Origin of the sequence: Novosphingobium sp. Chol11, assembly GCF_900218065.1 — a bacterium.
GTDB lineage: Bacteria > Pseudomonadota > Alphaproteobacteria > Sphingomonadales > Sphingomonadaceae > Sphingobium > Sphingobium agri.
The window spans coordinates 1501277-1518669 of record NZ_OBMU01000001.1; the positions used below are offsets into that span (position 1 = coordinate 1501277).

Sequence of the window (17393 nt, forward strand, 5' to 3'; positions counted from 1 at the left end):
AGGCAGGACTAATCGCAGCTGCCCAGAAACCGGGCGATATGGACAAAGATTGCTGCATCTACGAAAGCGTGGCTAAGCGATTCGCCAATTGGCACGGTAATTGATTGTTCAAAGGCGCGGCTCATGTCTTTGGGGGGCATGAAGATCGTTGCTTTTGAAGATGGGTGGATGGAGAGCGTCTCCATCATCAAGCGCGGGTTTGGGTTGGGAATAGAGTGATGAAAAAGATCGAAGCGATCATCAAGCCGTTCAAGCTCGACGAGGTGAAGGAAGCGCTTCACGAAGTGGGCGTGTCCGGCATCACGGTTACCGAAGCCAAGGGTTTCGGCCGCCAGAAGGGACATACCGAACTCTATCGCGGCGCTGAATATGTCGTCGATTTCCTGCCCAAGGTGAAGCTGGAGGTCGTGGTCGACGATTCTCTGGCGGACCGCGTGGTGGAGGCGATTTCCACCGCTGCTCAGACCGGCCGCATCGGCGACGGCAAGATCTTCATCACCGCGATCGAAGGTGCCGTTCGCATCCGTACCGGCGAGCGGGACAGCGACGCCATCTAAACCGCATCAAATCCGATTTCGCGCCAGCTTCGTGAAGGGGCTGGCGAACTGCAACATCCAAGACCCCTTCGGGGGGGCAAATATGAAAGAAGGGCAAGCGCACATGGCCAACACGCCAAAAGACATCCTGAAGATGATCGAAGAAAAGGAGATCGAGTGGGTCGATCTGCGCTTCACCGATCCCAAGGGCAAGTGGCAGCACCTGACCATGGTGTCTTCCGTGCTGGGCGAAGATGAGCTGAACGAAGGCCTGATGTTCGACGGTTCGTCGATCGAAGGCTGGAAGGCGATCAACGAGTCCGACATGATCCTGAAGCCCGACCTGGACGCCGTCTATGTCGATCCCTTCAGCGCGACCCCGATGCTGATCCTGTTCTGCGACATCGTCGAGCCCGACACTGGCGAACTCTATGCCCGTGACCCGCGTTCGACCGCCAAGCGCGCAGAAGCCTTCGTCAAGTCGGCTGGTTTCGGCGACACAGTCTATGTCGGCCCCGAAGCCGAATTCTTCATGTTCGACGACGTCCGCTTCAACAACGACTATAACGAGTCCTTCTACAAGATCGACGACATCGAACTGCCGACCAACACCGGCCGCGAATATGAGGGCGGCAACCTTGCCCACCGTCCGCGCGCCAAGGGTGGCTACTTCCCCGTCGCTCCGGTCGATCCGGCCACCGACATCCGCGCCGAGATGGTCACCACCATGCTCGAAATGGGCCTGCCCTGCGACAAGCACCACCATGAGGTGGCTGCGGCCCAGCATGAACTCGGCCTGACCTTCGGTACGCTGGTGCAGACCGCCGACCGCATGCAGATCTACAAGTATGTCGTGCAGATGGTCGCCCAGGCCTATGGCAAGACCGCGACCTTCATGCCGAAGCCGATCGCAGCCGACAACGGTTCGGGCATGCACACCCACATGTCGATCTGGGACGGCGGCAAGCCGCTCTTCGCGGGCGAAGGCTATGCCGGCCTCAGCGATATGTGCCTCTACTTCATCGGCGGCGTCATCAAGCACGCCAAGGCGCTGAACGCCTTCACCAATCCGACCACCAACAGCTACAAGCGTCTGGTGCCGGGCTTTGAAGCACCGGTTCTGCTGGCCTATTCGGCGCGCAACCGCTCGGCTTCCTGCCGTATCCCCTATGGCGCGGGTTCGAAGGCCAAGCGCGTGGAATTCCGCTTCCCCGACGCGATGGCCAACCCCTATCTGTGCTACGCAGCGCTGCTGATGGCTGGCCTCGACGGCATCGAGAACAAGATCCATCCGGGTTCCGCGATGGACAAGAACCTCTATGATCTGCCGCCGGAAGAACTGAGCCAGGTGCCGACCGTTTGCGGTTCGCTCCGTGAAGCGCTGAACAGCCTGGAAGCCGATTATGAGTTCCTGCTGAAGGGCGACGTGTTCACCAAGGACCAGATCGAGGCCTATATCGAGCTGAAGTGGCCCGAAGTGTACCGCTGGGAAATGGCTCCCTCGCCGGTCGAATTCGACATGTACTACAGCGCCTGATCCGATCAGACTGTAGGTTATGGAAGGGCTCGGCAGCGAAAGCTGCCGGGCCTTTTCGCTTTGTTGGGCGAACGCGTCAGCGCGGCGTTGTTGAGTGGAGGGCTTGGATGTGGGCGGTCGCCATGAGAACGCACGGGCCGGCACTGGCGTGATCTGGACGCGACAAAAGGAGCAGCCCGACCGTTCGGCTGCCTGCTACACTCTGTCTGTTGATAATCTCGTAGGCGGATCAGCCCTGATCAGGGATCGATGCGCCGAACAGCAACACCGGCTCTCCCGCAGGAGACAGCGCGATCTCACCGCTTGCGCTTATGACGAGGCTGCGCACCATCCAGGCGGCAGCGGTTCGAGAGGCGAGGCCTTCGTCCGGCAGCGTGCCTGCAAGCGCGGAACGCAGATCAGGGTCCAGCACAAGCTTCGGACCTTCGGCGCGCACCACGATTTCGGTAACGCCGGGCCGCCGTTCCGCACCGATATCGAGTTGTCCGCCACGTACCAGGGCGTCGCCTGCGATCAGGGCGAGATTGAGCAGCACCTTGACCGGCAGCTTGTCGAGCATGTCGTCATCGACCAGCCAGCCGATCTTCACCCGTCCAGCACCCGCAAACATGCCCTCGATCGCAACGCGTGCCTCATGCGTCGGGACTGCATCGCCGAAGCCGCCCGCCGAGCCAAAGGCCAGGCGGAAGAATTTGAGCTTGTTCGCCGATGTCTTCGCGCTGTCCGCCAGCAAATCCAGGCAGCGCTGGCGCATTTCCGGGTCCGTTTCGTCAGCCATCAGTTCCAGCCCATTGTTCAGGGCACCAACCGGGCTCAGCAGGTCATGGCACAGGCGCGAACAAAGCAGGCTGGCGAATTCGATGCTGTCGGTCGGATTGGTCATGAAGGATGTGCCGCCGGAAATAACTGAAAGGAATGACAGGCTAATGCGCTGCCGGGGCACAGGATGCAACCCCGGCCTGCCGCCTTTGCCTCACATGATATCGAGCATTGCGCTGGTGAAGGTCACTTCCCCACCCTCCCCCGGCCCAGCAATCCACAGCCTTGCCTCGTCATCACCGACGATCAGCCACAGGCTTCCGTCCGGCCGGGCGCTGGCGGCGTCGGTCGCCGACGGAATGGCCGCGCCGCTCGGATGCGAGTGATAGTGGCCCAATATGGCCGGGCCACCGGCGCGCGCTGCCTTGTGCGCCTTGAGCAACGTAGCCGGACTAAGTTCGAAATAGCGATGGGGATCAGGCGCCACATTCTCCGCCGGGAGAATATCGCTGACATGGCCAGGCTGTCCGAGCAGCAGACCGCAGACTTCCTGACCGCTGGCGGCCGCCAGGGACATGATTTGTTCCAGTGTCGACCTTGAAATCCGGACCATCATTCCTACATGCTTAGCCAATGGGTTCGGGGGTTTCCATCATCGAAGCAACGATCGGTGAAGCGCAACATGGGCTTCGCCTGGACAAGGCGCTTGCCGAGTTGCTGCCCGACCTGTCGCGCGAACGGTTGAAGAGCCTGATCGTCGAAGGTGATGTGACTACCGATGGACGGACGCTCAATCCGTCGATGAAGGTCGCCGTTGGCCAGCTTTTCGCGATCTCTATCCCCGCTCCTGTCGAGGCTGAAGCGATCGCGCAGGATATCCCGCTGACCATCGTGCATGAAGATGCCGACCTGATCGTCGTGGACAAGCCCGCAGGCTTGGTGGTGCACCCCGCAGCGGGCAATCTGGACGGGACACTGGTCAACGCCCTGCTGCATCATTGCCGGGGAGAACTTTCCGGCATCGGCGGCGTGGCGCGGCCGGGGATCGTGCATCGGATCGACAAGGATACGTCCGGGCTTCTGGTGGTCGCCAAGTCGGACCGCGCGCATGAGGGGCTGGCGCAGCAGTTCAAGGCTCACAGCATCGACCGCCTCTACGCCGCGATCGTCTATGGCTTGCCGCAGCCGCCTGCCGGAACGGTAGATACCTGGATCGGTCGATCCGATTCCGATCGCAAGAAAATGGCGGTGCATCGCGAAGGGCGCGGCAAGCATGCCGTCACCCATTACCGGCTGATCGAACGGCTTGCAGGGGCTGCCCTGGTCGAATGCAGGTTGGAAACGGGACGGACGCATCAGGTTCGCGTCCATATGGCGCATCTCGGCCACCCCTTGATCGGCGATTCAGTTTACAGTAGAGACAGAAAGGGTTTCAAAACGATACTGGAAACGCTGCGTTTCAAAAGGCAGGCATTGCACGCCAAACGGCTGGGGTTCATACATCCCTTAACGGGGCAAAAACTCAGCTTCGACAGTGCACTGCCTACCGACATGCAGGAACTGTTAAGCGAGCTCCACGTATAGGTTTTGACAAGTTTGCGACGGCGCACTGGACGCCTCTTCTGGGTCCCGCCGCGCATGAAAGGGAAAGGTGAAGCGACATGGCTGATAAAAGCAATGTCCCCGCGGTTCCAGCGCTGGGCGGTGAAGCCAGCCTCAACCGCTATCTGTCGGAAATCCGCAAGTTTCCGATTCTGACCCCTGAGCAGGAATATATGCTCGCCAAGCGTTATGCCGAGCATCAGGATCCTGAAGCGGCAGCGCAGCTGGTGACGTCGCACCTGCGTTTGGTGGCGAAGATCGCCATGGGCTATCGCGGCTATGGCTTGCCGGTCAGCGAGCTGATCAGCGAGGGCAATATCGGCCTGATGCAGGGTGTGAAGAAGTTCGAGCCGGAGCGTGGCTTCCGCTTGGCGACCTACGCCATGTGGTGGATCCGTGCCTCGATCCAGGAATTCATCCTCCGCAGCTGGTCGCTCGTGAAAATGGGCACCACCGCGGCGCAGAAGAAGCTGTTCTTCAACCTTCGCCGGATGAAGAACAATATCGAAGCGTTCGAGGATGGTGACCTGCATCCCGATGACGTTCGCAAGATCGCGACCGACCTTGGCGTGACCGAGGAAGATGTGATCTCCATGAACCGCCGCATGGCGATGGGCGGCGATACGTCGCTGAACGTCCCGATGCGCGAGGATGGCGAAGGGCAGTGGCAGGACTGGCTGGCTGACACCGACCCGTTGCAGGACGAGCGGGTTGCCGACGAGCAGGAAAAGACGCTGCGTCACGACATGCTTGTCGAGGCGATGGACGACCTGAATGATCGCGAAAAGCACATTCTGGCAGAGCGCCGCCTGGCCGAAGAGCCCAAGACGCTCGAGGAATTGAGCCAGGTCTATGGCGTATCCCGCGAGCGGGTGCGGCAGATCGAGGTGCGCGCTTTTGAAAAGCTGCAGAAGGCGATGATGCGCATCGCTGGCGACAGGATCGGCAAGATGCGGTTGGCGCTGGCCTGACGCCGTTCACCGTGAACATGGAAAAGCCCCGGAGTGATCCGGGGCTTTTTCTTGGCTATTTATACGCGATCGCTGCGCTGGCGGGGCCAGCCAGAGGCAATATTTCGCAGCGGGCAAATCCGGCTTCCAAGCACCATTGGCGGAAGTCGGCACCCGTGAAGTCGAAGGCTTCGCCAAATTCGATGAGCATGTTGAGCGACATCAGCAGCCCGAAGATATTCTGCCGGCGTTCGTCATCGATGATGTTTTCGATGGCGACGAATGCTCCGCCCGGCGGAAGCGCTTGATACGCCTTGCCGATCAGCATCTTTTTTGCGTCCAGGTTCCAGTCGTGGAGGATCATGCCCATGGTGATCACATCCGCGCGCGGAAATTCGTCCTCGAAAAAGTCGATCGATCCCGCTGTCACGCGGCCGCGTAACCCCGCTTCCCTGATGCGGCGTTCCGCGATCGGTTGCACGACGGGCAAGTCATAGGACGCGCAACGCATATGCGGCTGATGCCCGGCCACGAAGCAGGACAGTTGGCCGGTGGCTCCCCCGATGTCCACCAGCGTGCGGTAACGGCTGAAATCAAAGCTTCGGGCAAAAGCTTCGAAATTCGCCATCGACACGCCGCTCATGGCATCCATGAACTGCTCCAGCCGTGCCGGATCAGCATAGAGACTATCGAACATCGAACGGCCGGAAATCTTCACCTCATTCTGCGGCTTCCCGGTTTTGAGCGCAGGCGTAAGATCTGCCCAGAAGCGGAACAGCCGGGCACCAGCCATCTCCAGTATGCCGCCGATATATTGAGGGCTATGACGGTCGAGATAGAGTGCGGTCGCTGGAGTATTGGAATAGCGCCCGTCCGCGCCCACGCCTTCCCTTTCCAGCAAGCCTAGCGAGACCAGCGCGTCCAGAAAATCATAGGTCGCGCGCGGATGCAGCTCCAATGCTTTCTCCAGTTCAGGTCCGGTCATCGGTCGGTCGGCCAGTTGCGTGAAGAGGCCGAGTTCTACGGCGCTGAGCAGCGTCTTTGATGCCCAGAAGCCCATGCCGATCTGAAGGATATGGTCGGGCGGAATATCGGGTCGCATAGTCACTCCTCTCCCTTCACAGACATCTGGCGAGACAGCAGCGACCCTTTTGAAGCAGCATAACACGGAACAGGGCATAGGTGCAGCCCGATAGCCGGGCGCATTTTCGATGCGGTGCAATCTTGAACGCACTGGCGTTCCCACTACGAGAAACGAGATGAGCCCTACAGCTTCCCCTCCTCGACGCCGCCGGTTCCGCTGGGTCCGCGCCATCTTCAAGCTTATGGGCGCGTTCGTTGTCCTGTCTCTGCTGCTGGTATTGATCTATCGCTTCGTGCCGCCGCCCGTGACGCTCACGATGCTGATGGACCCCAATGGGATCACCAAGGATTGGACCAGCCTGGATGAGATCGACCCGAATATGGCGCGGGCTGCGATCGCCGGAGAAGACAGCCGTTTTTGCAGCCATCATGGTTTCGATGCGGTCGCAATCGCGCAGGCGCTGCGGCACAATGCCAGTGGCGGACGGATAAGAGGCGGATCGACCATCAGCCAGCAGACCGCGAAGAACGTGTTTCTGTTCCAGGGCGGCGGCTTCATCCGCAAGGGCTTTGAAGCCTGGTTCACCGTCCTGATCGAGGCGATCTGGGGAAAGCGGCGGATCATGGAAGTCTATCTGAACGTCGCCGAAACCGGGATCGGGACTTATGGGGTGCAGGCAGGCGCGATGCGCTATTTCCATCATGGCGCGGCCAAGCTGACGCGAGCGGAGGCCGCCAAGATCGCAGCCGTGCTGCCTCTGCCCAAGAAGCGCGCGGCGATCACCCCCCGGGGCTTCACGCGGCGCTATGGCAACAGCATCGCCGCCCGCATCAGCGTTGTGCAACGGGACGGGCTTGATAGCTGCGTGCGGTGAAACTCAGTCGGCGACAAGCGCGAGGCAGGCATATTATCCCCAAGAAGTCAGCCCGTGAATGCAGGCGCATAGGCGACGCTACCTGAGGGCACCTGCTGAGCATTGAGCGTCAAGCGCATGAAATATTCAGGGGGCGCGCCTTCATAGCGTAGACGATCATCCTGTTCGAAGCCGAAGCGGCGATAATAAACCGGATCACCCAACACGACGCACCCGCCGGCTTCCAACGAGCTAAGCTGCGCCAGCCCTGCCCTGATCAAGGCCGAACCAATGCCTTGACCGTGACGGTCTGGCCGCACCGACACGGGACCAAGTCCATACCACTTGCAATGCTGCTTGTTGATCACGATCGGCGAGAACGCCACATGTCCTAACAGATGGTCGCCGTCGATCGCGACCAGCGAGACCAGGAGATCGCCTGCTTCACGCAATCTCTTGATGATGTCGGGCTCCGTATGATCACTGTGCGTCACATTGGCAAATGCCTGCGCTGTGACCTCAGCTATGGCTGAGCAATCGCTTTCCCGTTCTTGTCGAATATGCATCGGCAGACCATAGCCGACATATAAGGGTGCCGACCAGTTCGCGCTGCTCGCGCCGAACCCTGCCCCTGCTGCCTGCGGGAAGCCAGGACCTAAGCTCTGCCCCGCTCGGGACGGTCCGACATGCCACAAAAATAGGCTCCGCTGGTGCGATCCAGCGGAGCCTTTTTGCCGCGTCGAAGCTAGTGCCCTCAGGCTGCGTCTTCGGCGCGCTTGTCCTTGTCACTGAACACGCGGATAGGTTCCTTCGTCCCGGCGACGACATCCTTGTCCACGACCACCTCGCCGACGCCTTCCATAGAAGGAAGGTCGAACATGGTGTCGAGCAGGATCGATTCCAGGATGGACCGTAGGCCGCGTGCGCCCGTCTTGCGCTCGATCGCCTTCCGCGCGATCGCCGTCAGAGCGTCGTCGGTGAAGCTGAGTTCGACATTTTCCATGTCGAACAGCTTGCCATATTGCTTCACCAGCGCGTTCTTGGGCTCGACCAGAATCTTGACCAGCGCGGCGACGTCCAAATCTTCCAGGGTCGCGATCACAGGCAGACGGCCGACGAACTCGGGAATGAGGCCGAACTTCAGCAGATCTTCCGGCTCGCTCTGGCGCAGCAATTCGCCAGTCTTGCGCTCCTCCGGGGCTGCCACATGGGCGCCGAAGCCGATCGACTTGGCTTCCAGACGGTCACCGATGATCTTTTCCAGGCCCGCGAACGCGCCGCCGCAGATGAAGAGGATGTTGGTCGTGTCGACCTGCAGGAACTCCTGCTGCGGATGCTTGCGGCCGCCCTGCGGCGGAACCGAAGCGGTCGTACCTTCCATCAGCTTCAGCAGCGCCTGCTGCACGCCCTCGCCAGACACGTCGCGTGTGATCGAGGGATTCTCGGCCTTGCGGCTGATCTTGTCGATCTCGTCGATGTAGACGATGCCGCGCTGCGCCTTTTCGACATTATAGTCGGAGGCCTGGAGCAGCTTGAGGATGATGTTCTCGACATCCTCGCCCACATAGCCCGCCTCGGTCAGGGTCGTGGCGTCTGCCATGGTGAAGGGCACGTCGAACGTCTTGGCCAGCGTCTGCGCGAGCAGCGTCTTGCCGCAGCCGGTGGGGCCGACGAGCAGGATGTTCGATTTCGCCAATTCCACCTCGCCCGGCTTGGTGCCGTGGTTGAGGCGCTTATAGTGGTTGTGGACCGCGACCGACAGGACGCGCTTCGCCCGGTTCTGGCCGATCACATAATCGTCCAGCACATCGCAGATTTCCTGCGGGGTAGGCACGCCGCCATCCTTCTTGCCGACGAGACCGCCCTTGGTCTCTTCGCGGATGATGTCGTTGCACAGTTCCACGCACTCGTCGCAGATGAAGACGGTCGGCCCCGCGATCAGCTTACGCACCTCATGCTGCGACTTGCCGCAGAAGGAGCAGTAAAGCGTGCTTTTGGAATCGGAGCCTGTAAGCTTAGTCATTCGCCAATCTTTCCTCCCTGCCCCAAGCGAAAAACCGCGACGGCGAGGGATATTCTGGTCCTAGGATCATCCTAGACCGCGTCGCGCTGGTTTCACAAGGGGAGAAAACAGCGCGCGCGATTAAGATCCATGTCAGCTGTCAGTCGTTTCGGGAGCGGCCGGACGGCGGTCAAATACCTCGTCCACAAGGCCGAAAGCCTTCGCCTCTTCCGCTTCGAGGAAGGTATCGCGGTCCATAGCCCGCTCCACCTCTTCCAGCGACTTGCCGGTATATTTGACATAAAGGTCGTTCAGGCGGCGGCGAATCCTCAGGATTTCCTTCGCCTGAATCTCGATGTCCGACGCCATGCCCTGAGCGCCGCCCGACGGCTGGTGCACCATGATGCGCGCGTTGGACAGCGCGATGCGCTTGCCCGGTTCACCGGCGGCAAGCAGGAAGCTGCCCATCGAAGCGGCTTGACCGATGCAGACGGTGCCGACCTGCGGGCGGATATATTTCATGGTATCGTGGATCGCCATGCCCGCCGTAACGACACCGCCTGGCGAGTTGATGTACATCCAGATGTCCTTCTTCGGATTTTCCGACTCGAGGAACAGGAGCTGGGCTACGATCAGCGAGGCCATATGATCCTCGACCTGACCGGTCACGAAGATGATCCGTTCACGCAGCAGGCGGGAATAAATGTCGAAACTGCGCTCGCCGCGATTGGATTGTTCGATGACGATAGGAACAAGCGCAGCCATCGGATCAGACATGATATCGGTCATTTTGCTCTTTCAGGGTGATTTTTGCCCGCTCTCTACATCGGCACAAAAGCGGGCAGGTTCAAGGGGTACTGTGAGGAGCTGGCGCAGCTTCAATCGCGTGGTCCGAAATCCGACGGCGCGCGGAAGGTGAGATAGGCCAGGCGGCGGACTTCCCGCCGCCCGCGCACGACAGTGTCCAGGATCAGCCCGCACATTCCCGACAGCGTAGCGAGGATCATCAAACCAGTGACGAGGATCGCGGTGGGGAAGCGGGGAACAAGCCCGGTCTCAAGATAGGTGATGATGAGCGGCGTTGCGAGGGTGATGCCCGTCAGCGCCAGCAACACCGCCAAGATGCCGAAGAAAAGTATAGGCTTTTCGATGCGGTAGAGTGTGAAGATCGTGCGCAGGATGCGCCAGCCATCCCGGTAGGTCGACAGCTTGCTGGTCGAGCCTTCCGGCCGCGCACCATAAGCGGTCATGATTTCAGACACGGGCATGGCCAGTTCGAGCGCGTGGACACTGATTTCCGTTTCGATCTCGAAGCCCGCCGAAAGCACTGGAAAACTTTTCACGAACCGGCGCGAAAAGACGCGGTAGCCCGTCAATATGTCGGTGAAGCTCCGTCCGAACAGCTGCTTCAGCAGGCCGGTAAGCGCCCAGTTGCCGAAGCGATGGCCCCGCCGATAGGCTTCTTCCACCTCGCTCCGCCGTGCCCCGACGACCATGTCGAGATTATCTTCCAACATCGCGGCGATAAGCCGGGGCGCGGCGGCCGCTTCGTAGGTCGCGTCCCCATCCGCCATGACATAGATGTCCGCGTCCACATCGGCGAACATGCGCCGGACGACATGGCCCTTCCCCTGCTGGGTCACTCGCCGGACGATAGCGCCCGCATTGACGGCCAGTTCGTAGCTGCCGTCAGTGCTGTTATTGTCGAAGACATAGATGTCGGCTGCCGGGAGCGCGCGGCGGAAATCCTGCACCGTCTGCACGATGGCGCCAGCTTCATTATAGCAGGGCAGGATCACGGCAATGCGAGGACCCGCCGTCCCCTGCCCGCTTGCCACTGCCGGAAATTCCTTCATCTGCCCCATGCCTTCCGCCGAACGCCCCCTCGCTAGGACGGCCAAGATTAATATTTCGTCTGCCCCTCGCCAAAGGAAAAGCGCCCGCGCTTCCTGTCGAAGCCGGGCGCTCGTCCGTTCAGGCGTTGAGAGCCTTATTCAGCCTTTGCGGCAGCCTTCTTCGGAGCAGCCTTCTTCGCCTTGGGCTTTTCCTCAGCGGCGGCTTCTTCAGCTACGGCGTCATCCTTCTTGGCAGCAGCCTTCTTCGCGGGAGCCTTCTTGGCAGGGGCTTCTTCCGCCGCGGGCGCTGCTTCGTCAGCTTCGGCTGCCTTCTTCTTGGGCGCCGCCTTCTTGGCCTTGGGCTTTTCGTCATGATCATGGTGATCATGGCCGCAGCCGGGGCCGTGTACGTGGGGCTTCAGATCGCCATCTTCCGCTTCGATCGCAGCTTCCAGCTCTTCGCGGCTGACGGCACGATCGGTGACTTCGGCCTTGTCGAACAGGAAGTCGACGACCTTGTCCTCGTAAAGCGGCGCGCGCAGCTGGGCGGCCGCCATCGGATCCTGGCGGACATATTGAACGAAGCGCTCACGATCCTGCGGGCTGTACTGCTGAGCAGCCTGCATGATCAGACGGTTCATTTCCTGGTCGGAAACGGTCACCCCATTGGCCTGGCCGATTTCCGAGAGCAGAAGACCGAGGCGCACGCGACGAACGGCGATGGCGCGATAATCTTCCTTCTCCGCTTCCATTTCCTTCAGAGCGGCTTCCGGATCAGCCTCATGGCTGGCTTCATGCTGAAGCTGGGCCCAGATCTGGTTGAATTCGGCTTCCACCATGCTCGGCGGCACGTCGAAATCATGCGCAGCAGCCAGCTGATCGAGCAGCTTGCGCTTCATATAGGTGCGGGTCAGGCCGTTATGCTCCTGCTCGATCTGGCCCTTCAGAAGCTCCTTGAGCTTATCCAGACCTTCAAGACCGAGCGACTTGGCGAAATCATCGTCCAGCTTGGGCTTGTCGGCATCCAGGATGGCTTTCACCGTCACATCGAAGGTAGCTTCCTTGCCAGCCAGATGCGCCGCGCCATAATCTTCGGGGAAGGTGACGCTGATGGTCTTTTCTTCGCCCTTCTTGACGCCGGTCAGCTGCTCTTCGAAGCCCGGGATGAACTGGCCCGAACCGATCTTCAGCTTCACATCTTCGGCCGAACCGCCTTCAAAGGCTTCGCCGTCGACCTTGCCGACGAAATCGATGGTCAGCGTGTCGCCATCCTTCGCCTTGTGCGAAGCGGCATGTTCTTCCAGCGCGCCCTGCTGGGTCGCAATGCGGCCAGCAGCCTCATCGACCTGCGAATCGGCGACTTCGACCGTCAGGCGCTCCAGCTTCAAACCTTCGATGCTGGGCGCGGCGATTTCAGGCAGCACTTCCAGCTCGACCTTCACCTCGGCGTCGTTGCCGAACTCAAAGCCTTCGTCCAGCTCGACGGACGGCTGCATCGCGGGGCGCAGCTTGTTGTCAGCGATCAGCTTCTGAATGCTTTCCTGGATCGAATTGTTGAGCGCGTCGCGCTGCAGCGATTCCCCATGCATCTTCTTGACGAGATTGGCGGGAACCTTGCCAGGGCGGAAACCGGGCATGCGGACCTGCGGCGCAATCGTGGCCACTTCCTTTTCCACGCGGGCGTCGATGTCCTTCGACGTGATGGTCACGGTGTAGGCGCGCTTCAGGCCCTCGTTCAACGTCTCGACAGTCTGCATCTCTTCTCTCAAACGCTTTCTTCAGCTGAATTCAGGTGGCGCCTGACATGATCCAAGCCGGGCGCACTGGTGCGGGCGAAGGGACTCGAACCCCCACATCTTGCGATACCAGAACCTAAATCTGGCGCGTCTACCAGTTTCGCCACGCCCGCATCGGCCGCCGGTCGGCGCGGCATAGAGAAAAGCATCCGGGGAGGCAAGCAAATGTGGATAACTTGCCTGGAACTTGCGCGAGGCCCCGCGCGTAGCCTTCAATGAAGGAGAAAAGCATGGCCACTCAGCCCGACCCCGAGCCGATCGGCGTCCCCCCGCCCGATACGATCCAGCCGCAGTCTCCACCAGAGTCGCCCCCGCCTTCGACCCCGGACGAAACCCCGGCGGGCGAGCCGCCGGAAGTCGTTCCTACGCAGCCAGATTATGATCAGCCGGACCGCTCGGTTCCGGAGCTTCCACCGGACTGATCCTGATTCCGTGCGAAATTTACACGGGCGGCGAAAATTTTTTCGCCGCTTGATCCAGATCGACCTTCCGGCGCTGGACAGGCCCCTGCAAGCATGATTGAACTGTGACAGATAAAAGAAAGCGGGAGAGGCGCGGCTGACATCAAGGGGGTCAACGTGCATCGTGTTCGCGCCAAGTTAGACTGGTTCAAGACCGTAATTCTTCCTCAAGAAGCCGCCCTTCGCGGTCGGCTCCGGAGGATACTCCCTTCCACCCATGAGCTTGACGACATGGTGGCAGAGGTCATGGCCCGCGCCTTCGCCACCGAAAATTGGGAAAATGTCACCACAGGACGCGCTTACCTGTTCACCATCGCCCGCAACCTGGTGATCGACAATGCCCGGCGCAACAAGGTGGTGAGTTTCGAAACCATCGCAGACCTTGAGCTGTTGCAAGGCGACAGCAATGTCGAAGCTCAACTGCACGCACGCGAGGCGCTGCGCCAGATCGAAGCCATCGTGGAATCCCTGCCGCCGCAATGCCGTAGGGTTTTTATCCTTCGACGGATTCACGAAAGGTCGATGCTGGAAATAGCGGCGGAGATGTCCCTATCCGTTTCTACAGTTGAAAAACATCTGGCCAAAGCCATCGCTATAGTTATGCGGGCTTGGTCAGAACGCGAGGAAACGGATTTCGAACGTGCAAGCGTCGGGGCCAGGATCAAACAGCAGGGAAGAGGTCGAGGCGGAAGCCGCGCGCCTGCTGGCAAAGCTTAACAGCAATCCGACTGCCCAAGACGAAGCCGACATTTGCGCCTGGATCGAAGCAGATCCGCGCCACGCAATCGCCTATGCTCGGGCCGAGGCTGCCTGGGAAGCTGCGGAACGACTGAAAAGCGCGGCGGCTGATGTCAATCTGCCCCCCGTCAGCGAGGTCGTTACTGAAGAGCAGCAGCGCCGCCTGTCGCGCAACATCATGATCGTGGCTGGCATCGCGGTGATCCTGTTCATTCTTGCCGCGATCGTCACGGTCCGCACCTTCAACGATGTCGATCATCACGAAACGCGAATCGGCGAAATCCGCACGATCAGTTTGCCTGATGGTTCCCGCCTTCACCTCAACAGCGACAGTGCGGTCGATGTCCGCTTCACGAGCAACGGCCGCAAGGTTAGGCTGTTGAAGGGAGAAGCCGCGATCGAGGTTGCCCCGGACGCGCATCGCGAATTTGATGTGGAGGCACGGTCTGCAATCGTGCGCGCGCGGGATACGGCGCTAAACCTGCGCCTTCGGCCATCCCTGATCGAACTGACGGTTACAAAGGGCACCGCCATCGTGAGTTGCGGCAATCGCCCGCCGCGCCAGGTCGCTGCGGGTAATGGCGCGGTGCTGCAACCACGAAGCTTCGTGCTGACCCGGCTCGATCCCAATGTCGTCCGGCAACGCACGGCATGGCGTAAGCAACTGGTGCACCTGGAAGGCGAAACCATCGAACAGGCGGCCGGGGAGTTTAATCGCTACCGGGACGCGCCGATCCTGATCGGAGATGCCCGCGTATCCGCGCTGCGCATCGGCGGTGAATTCCACATAGGCGACAGCGGCAAGTTCCTGTCCCTGCTTCAATCTCGCTTGCCCGTGCGGGCGGTGAGCGGAGACGATGGGTCGATCATGCTTCTTTACCGCGACGCGCCCATCGCAGAAGACAGCGGGATCTAGGCCAGCAGTCGCCGGACGAGATCCGGTACAAGTTCGCTGGCCGGGCCGATGCGGCTCTCTTCAAAATAGAAGCTGCCTGCAGAGGGTTCCAGATTCAATTCCAACGTGCGTGCCCCTGCGTGGCGTGCCGTTTGAACGAAACCTGCGGCTGGATATACCGCTCCGGACGTGCCTATGGATAGAAACAGGTCTGCCCGTCGCAGTGCCGTATCGATGAAGTCCATCTGGTAGGGCATTTCACCGAAGAAGACGATGTCGGGACGCAGGCTTTTCCTGCTGCAGGTCGGGCATTGTGAGCCGGGCGGCAGCGGATCGGACCAGGGCAAGGACTCGCCGCACGCAGTGCAGAGTGCGGACCGAAGCTCCCCATGCATATGGATCAGGCGCCGGGCGCCGGCTCGTTCATGAAGATCATCGACATTCTGCGTTACGATGAGCAGATCGCCGGGCCACCGAGCGTCCAGTTCCGCCAAGGCGTGATGAGCGGCGTTAGGTTGAACTTCGTTCAATTTCGCGCGCCGCTCGTCATAGAAGCGATGCACCAGCGCGGCATTGCGCTCCAGCGCCTCAGGCGTACAGACATCTTCAACCCGATGCCCCTCCCACAAACCGTCGGGCCCACGAAAAGTCGCGAGGCCGCTTTCGGCCGAGATGCCGGCGCCGGTCAGGATCACGATATTGCGGATGTCTTCCATCTTGCCATCATGTCTGCTGTCCCCGCCGAAAGCTACAGCTTCGCAGATGACAAGGCAGAGCCATTCTGGCATCGGGCGAGCAGATTTCCAGGGATGAGCGGCATCATGACGAAGATCGGATTATTCGGGGCGGCGGGCCGCATGGGACGCGCGATCGCCCAAGTCGCCGTTGAAGCGGGGCTGACCATCAGCGGTGGGACGGATCGCGACGGAAGCGGTGATCTGTTGCCGGGGATGCCCATCACGGCAGATCCGCTCGCACTCGCCCAGAAGAGCGACGTGCTGATCGACTTTTCCGTTCCTGGCGCCCTTGCCGCCCATCTCGATGCCTGCGTCGCCGCAGGCAAGCCCGTGCTGATCGGCACTACTGGGCTTGAGCAGGCGCACCATCAACTGATCGACAGCGCCGCGCAGCACATTCCGGTTCTGCAGACGGGAAACACGTCACTCGGCGTAAACCTGCTGGCGGCGCTGGTCGAGCAGGCCGCTGCGCGCCTGGGCGAGGACTGGGACATAGAGATTGTCGAAATGCACCACCGGCAAAAGGTCGATGCGCCTTCGGGTACTGCCCTCCTCTTGGGGAACGCGGCAGCCCAGGGGCGAGGCATCGATCTAGCAGCTAACAGCGAAAGCGGGCGTGACGGGATCACGGGCGCGCGCAAGCAAGGTACGATCGGCTTCGCCGCCTTGCGTGGCGGATCGGTAGCGGGCGACCATCAGGTGATCTTCGCGGCGGATGGCGAACGGATCGAACTTGGCCATCGCGCCGAAAGCCGGGTCATCTTCGCACGTGGCGCTGTGAAGGGCGCGAACTGGCTGATCGGCCAGCCTGCCGGACGCTATGACATGAAGGCGGTGCTTGGCCTTTGATCCGGCAATGAACAAGGATCAGATCTTCGATTTTTTCAGCCGCCTTGCGGAAGCCAATCCGGCGCCCCGCACCGAGCTGGAATATGGCAACGACTATCAGCTTCTGGTCGCGGTCGTCCTGTCCGCACAGGCGACGGACGTCGGCGTCAACAAGGCGACGCGTGCGCTTTTCCAGCAGGTGGAGACGCCCGCCGAGATGGTAGCGTTGGGGGAGGAAGGACTGAAGCAGCACATCAAGACGATCGGCCTGTTCAATGCCAAGGCAAAGAATGTCATCGCCCTTTCGGAAATCTTGGAGCGCGATTTCGGCGGAGAGGTGCCGCAGGACCGCGATGTGCTGACCACGCTGCCGGGGGTCGGGCGGAAAACCGCCAATGTGGTGATGAACACGGCTTTCGGGCACGAAACCTTCGCGGTCGACACACATATTTTCCGCGTCGGCAATCGCACCGGCCTTGCCCCCGGGAAGACGCCCCTCGCTGTCGAACTCAAGCTGGAGAAGCGGGTCCCTGGCCCTTTTCGCCGGGATGCGCACCATTGGCTCATCCTTCACGGCCGATATGTATGCAAGGCACGGCGGCCGGAATGCTGGCGCTGCATCGTGGCAGATTTGTGCCGCTACAAGCCCAAGACCCCTCCTCCCAAAGCCGCATCGAAAACCGGCTGACCCTTCGCCATTATCCTGCGGTTCAGACAAGCTATGCTATGAAACAGTCGGTACGCGTCTGTTGGCGACGTGTGCTCCTTAACGATAATGAG

General features: G+C 60.7%; 20 protein-coding genes and 1 tRNA gene. 10 read left to right on the forward strand and 11 right to left on the reverse strand.

Translation table 11 applies throughout. The features are described from left to right. Window positions 1-8 precede the first annotated feature (8 nt). Window positions 9-188: a hypothetical protein gene (locus NCHOL11_RS18350; RefSeq protein ID WP_141397822.1), complete on the reverse strand. Its 180-nt coding sequence runs from the start codon at window positions 186-188 to the stop codon at window positions 9-11. Between the two features lie 30 nt (window positions 189-218). Between NCHOL11_RS18350 and NCHOL11_RS07435 the strand changes: the two genes are divergently transcribed. Then, window positions 219-557, forward strand: a complete 339-nt coding sequence (locus tag NCHOL11_RS07435) for a P-II family nitrogen regulator (protein ID WP_097091724.1) — start codon at window positions 219-221, stop codon at window positions 555-557. A gap of 103 nt (window positions 558-660) precedes the next feature. Further along, window positions 661-2073: a type I glutamate--ammonia ligase gene (glnA, locus tag NCHOL11_RS07440; RefSeq protein ID WP_097091725.1), complete on the forward strand. Its 1413-nt coding sequence runs from the start codon at window positions 661-663 to the stop codon at window positions 2071-2073. A 229-nt stretch (window positions 2074-2302) separates the two neighbouring features. Here the strand turns inward: glnA and NCHOL11_RS07445 are convergent, their stop codons facing one another. Together NCHOL11_RS07445 and NCHOL11_RS07450 are read right to left on the reverse strand one after the other, a co-directional pair. Next, window positions 2303-2956 (reverse strand): histidine phosphotransferase family protein, encoded by a 654-nt coding sequence (locus NCHOL11_RS07445; protein WP_097091726.1) that lies wholly within the window; start codon window positions 2954-2956, stop codon window positions 2303-2305. A 90-nt stretch (window positions 2957-3046) separates the two neighbouring features. Further along, window positions 3047-3448: a Mov34/MPN/PAD-1 family protein gene (locus tag NCHOL11_RS07450; RefSeq protein ID WP_097091727.1), complete on the reverse strand. Its 402-nt coding sequence runs from the start codon at window positions 3446-3448 to the stop codon at window positions 3047-3049. A gap of 17 nt (window positions 3449-3465) precedes the next feature. Between NCHOL11_RS07450 and NCHOL11_RS07455 the strand changes: the two genes are divergently transcribed. Then, entirely contained in the window at window positions 3466-4416 is a 951-nt protein-coding gene (locus NCHOL11_RS07455; protein WP_097091728.1) for an RluA family pseudouridine synthase, read from the forward strand. A 77-nt stretch (window positions 4417-4493) separates the two neighbouring features. Further along, the gene (gene rpoH, locus NCHOL11_RS07460) at window positions 4494-5405 is read left to right on the forward strand and encodes an RNA polymerase sigma factor RpoH (protein WP_097091729.1); all 912 of its coding nucleotides are present in this window, start codon (window positions 4494-4496) and stop codon (window positions 5403-5405) included. A gap of 55 nt (window positions 5406-5460) precedes the next feature. Here rpoH and NCHOL11_RS07465 read toward each other — a convergent pair whose 3' ends face one another. Then, a complete protein-coding gene (locus NCHOL11_RS07465) occupies window positions 5461-6486 on the reverse strand; it encodes a methyltransferase (RefSeq protein ID WP_097091730.1) in 1026 nt (341 codons plus the stop codon). 157 nt (window positions 6487-6643) lie between these two features. Here NCHOL11_RS07465 and mtgA point away from each other — a divergent pair, with 157 nt between their 5' ends. Continuing rightward, complete coding sequence (gene mtgA, locus NCHOL11_RS07470) at window positions 6644-7342, forward strand: monofunctional biosynthetic peptidoglycan transglycosylase (protein WP_097091731.1); 699 nt, start codon at window positions 6644-6646, stop codon at window positions 7340-7342. 47 nt (window positions 7343-7389) lie between these two features. On the opposite strand, the gene NCHOL11_RS07475 is transcribed toward mtgA, so the two are convergent. From NCHOL11_RS07475 to NCHOL11_RS07500, 6 genes are all read right to left on the reverse strand, one after another. After that, window positions 7390-7887 carry a GNAT family N-acetyltransferase gene (locus NCHOL11_RS07475; RefSeq protein ID WP_097091732.1) on the reverse strand — a complete coding sequence of 166 codons (498 nt, stop codon included), beginning with the start codon at window positions 7885-7887 and terminating at the stop codon, window positions 7390-7392. Window positions 7888-8075: 188 nt separating this feature from the next. Further along, window positions 8076-9344, reverse strand: coding sequence for an ATP-dependent Clp protease ATP-binding subunit ClpX (clpX, locus tag NCHOL11_RS07480; RefSeq protein ID WP_097091733.1), 1269 nt, complete (start codon window positions 9342-9344; stop codon window positions 8076-8078). Window positions 9345-9476: 132 nt separating this feature from the next. Beyond that, complete coding sequence (clpP, locus tag NCHOL11_RS07485) at window positions 9477-10112, reverse strand: ATP-dependent Clp endopeptidase proteolytic subunit ClpP (RefSeq protein WP_097091734.1); 636 nt, start codon at window positions 10110-10112, stop codon at window positions 9477-9479. A gap of 89 nt (window positions 10113-10201) precedes the next feature. Continuing rightward, a complete protein-coding gene (locus NCHOL11_RS07490) occupies window positions 10202-11179 on the reverse strand; it encodes a glycosyltransferase family 2 protein (protein WP_097092812.1) in 978 nt (325 codons plus the stop codon). Between the two features lie 134 nt (window positions 11180-11313). Further along, a complete protein-coding gene (gene tig, locus NCHOL11_RS07495; protein ID WP_097091735.1) occupies window positions 11314-12915 on the reverse strand; it encodes a trigger factor in 1602 nt (533 codons plus the stop codon). A 67-nt stretch (window positions 12916-12982) separates the two neighbouring features. Next, a tRNA-Leu gene (locus NCHOL11_RS07500) sits at window positions 12983-13067 on the reverse strand. Window positions 13068-13184: 117 nt separating this feature from the next. On the opposite strand from NCHOL11_RS07500, the gene NCHOL11_RS07505 reads away from it, so the two are divergent. The 3 genes from NCHOL11_RS07505 (at window position 13185) to NCHOL11_RS07515 (ending at window position 15069) form a co-directional block, all read left to right on the forward strand. Continuing rightward, complete coding sequence (locus NCHOL11_RS07505) at window positions 13185-13376, forward strand: hypothetical protein (RefSeq protein WP_097092813.1); 192 nt, start codon at window positions 13185-13187, stop codon at window positions 13374-13376. Between the two features lie 156 nt (window positions 13377-13532). After that, window positions 13533-14132, forward strand: coding sequence for an RNA polymerase sigma factor (locus NCHOL11_RS07510; RefSeq protein ID WP_097091736.1), 600 nt, complete (start codon window positions 13533-13535; stop codon window positions 14130-14132). Continuing rightward, on the forward strand, window positions 14056-15069 hold the full coding sequence (locus NCHOL11_RS07515; RefSeq protein WP_097091737.1) for a FecR family protein: 1014 nt from the start codon (window positions 14056-14058) through the stop codon (window positions 15067-15069). The genes NCHOL11_RS07510 and NCHOL11_RS07515 overlap by 77 nt, the downstream gene beginning before the upstream one ends. Here NCHOL11_RS07515 and NCHOL11_RS07520 read toward each other — a convergent pair. Beyond that, window positions 15066-15764, reverse strand: a complete 699-nt coding sequence (locus NCHOL11_RS07520; protein ID WP_097092814.1) for an NAD-dependent deacylase — start codon at window positions 15762-15764, stop codon at window positions 15066-15068. The two genes, NCHOL11_RS07515 and NCHOL11_RS07520, sit on opposite strands and share 4 nt — an antisense overlap. A 105-nt stretch (window positions 15765-15869) precedes the next feature. On the opposite strand from NCHOL11_RS07520, the gene dapB reads away from it, so the two are divergent. Both dapB and nth read left to right on the forward strand, forming a co-directional pair. After that, the gene (gene dapB / locus NCHOL11_RS07525) at window positions 15870-16634 is read left to right on the forward strand and encodes a 4-hydroxy-tetrahydrodipicolinate reductase (RefSeq protein WP_097092815.1); all 765 of its coding nucleotides are present in this window, start codon (window positions 15870-15872) and stop codon (window positions 16632-16634) included. Window positions 16635-16641: 7 nt separating this feature from the next. After that, window positions 16642-17301, forward strand: coding sequence for an endonuclease III (nth, locus tag NCHOL11_RS07530; RefSeq protein WP_097091738.1), 660 nt, complete (start codon window positions 16642-16644; stop codon window positions 17299-17301). Window positions 17302-17393: the final 92 nt, after the last annotated feature.

Excerpts from the sequence above, each read along its gene's own strand:
- NCHOL11_RS18350 (WP_141397822.1), bottom strand. The coding sequence starts at position 188 with ATGATGGAGACGCTCTCCATCCACCCATCTTCAAAAGCAACGATCTTC.
- NCHOL11_RS07435 (WP_097091724.1), top strand. The coding sequence starts at position 219 with ATGAAAAAGATCGAAGCGATCATCAAGCCGTTCAAGCTCGACGAGGTG.
- glnA (WP_097091725.1), top strand. The coding sequence starts at position 661 with ATGGCCAACACGCCAAAAGACATCCTGAAGATGATCGAAGAAAAGGAG.
- NCHOL11_RS07445 (WP_097091726.1), bottom strand. The coding sequence starts at position 2,956 with ATGACCAATCCGACCGACAGCATCGAATTCGCCAGCCTGCTTTGTTCG.
- NCHOL11_RS07450 (WP_097091727.1), bottom strand. The coding sequence starts at position 3,448 with ATGATGGTCCGGATTTCAAGGTCGACACTGGAACAAATCATGTCCCTG.
- NCHOL11_RS07455 (WP_097091728.1), top strand. The coding sequence starts at position 3,466 with ATGGGTTCGGGGGTTTCCATCATCGAAGCAACGATCGGTGAAGCGCAA.
- rpoH (WP_097091729.1), top strand. The coding sequence starts at position 4,494 with ATGGCTGATAAAAGCAATGTCCCCGCGGTTCCAGCGCTGGGCGGTGAA.
- NCHOL11_RS07465 (WP_097091730.1), bottom strand. The coding sequence starts at position 6,486 with ATGCGACCCGATATTCCGCCCGACCATATCCTTCAGATCGGCATGGGC.
- mtgA (WP_097091731.1), top strand. The coding sequence starts at position 6,644 with ATGAGCCCTACAGCTTCCCCTCCTCGACGCCGCCGGTTCCGCTGGGTC.
- NCHOL11_RS07475 (WP_097091732.1), bottom strand. The coding sequence starts at position 7,887 with ATGCATATTCGACAAGAACGGGAAAGCGATTGCTCAGCCATAGCTGAG.
- clpX (WP_097091733.1), bottom strand. The coding sequence starts at position 9,344 with ATGACTAAGCTTACAGGCTCCGATTCCAAAAGCACGCTTTACTGCTCC.
- clpP (WP_097091734.1), bottom strand. The coding sequence starts at position 10,112 with ATGACCGATATCATGTCTGATCCGATGGCTGCGCTTGTTCCTATCGTC.
- NCHOL11_RS07490 (WP_097092812.1), bottom strand. The coding sequence starts at position 11,179 with ATGAAGGAATTTCCGGCAGTGGCAAGCGGGCAGGGGACGGCGGGTCCT.
- tig (WP_097091735.1), bottom strand. The coding sequence starts at position 12,915 with ATGCAGACTGTCGAGACGTTGAACGAGGGCCTGAAGCGCGCCTACACC.
- NCHOL11_RS07505 (WP_097092813.1), top strand. The coding sequence starts at position 13,185 with ATGGCCACTCAGCCCGACCCCGAGCCGATCGGCGTCCCCCCGCCCGAT.
- NCHOL11_RS07520 (WP_097092814.1), bottom strand. The coding sequence starts at position 15,764 with ATGGAAGACATCCGCAATATCGTGATCCTGACCGGCGCCGGCATCTCG.
- dapB (WP_097092815.1), top strand. The coding sequence starts at position 15,870 with ATGACGAAGATCGGATTATTCGGGGCGGCGGGCCGCATGGGACGCGCG.
- nth (WP_097091738.1), top strand. The coding sequence starts at position 16,642 with ATGAACAAGGATCAGATCTTCGATTTTTTCAGCCGCCTTGCGGAAGCC.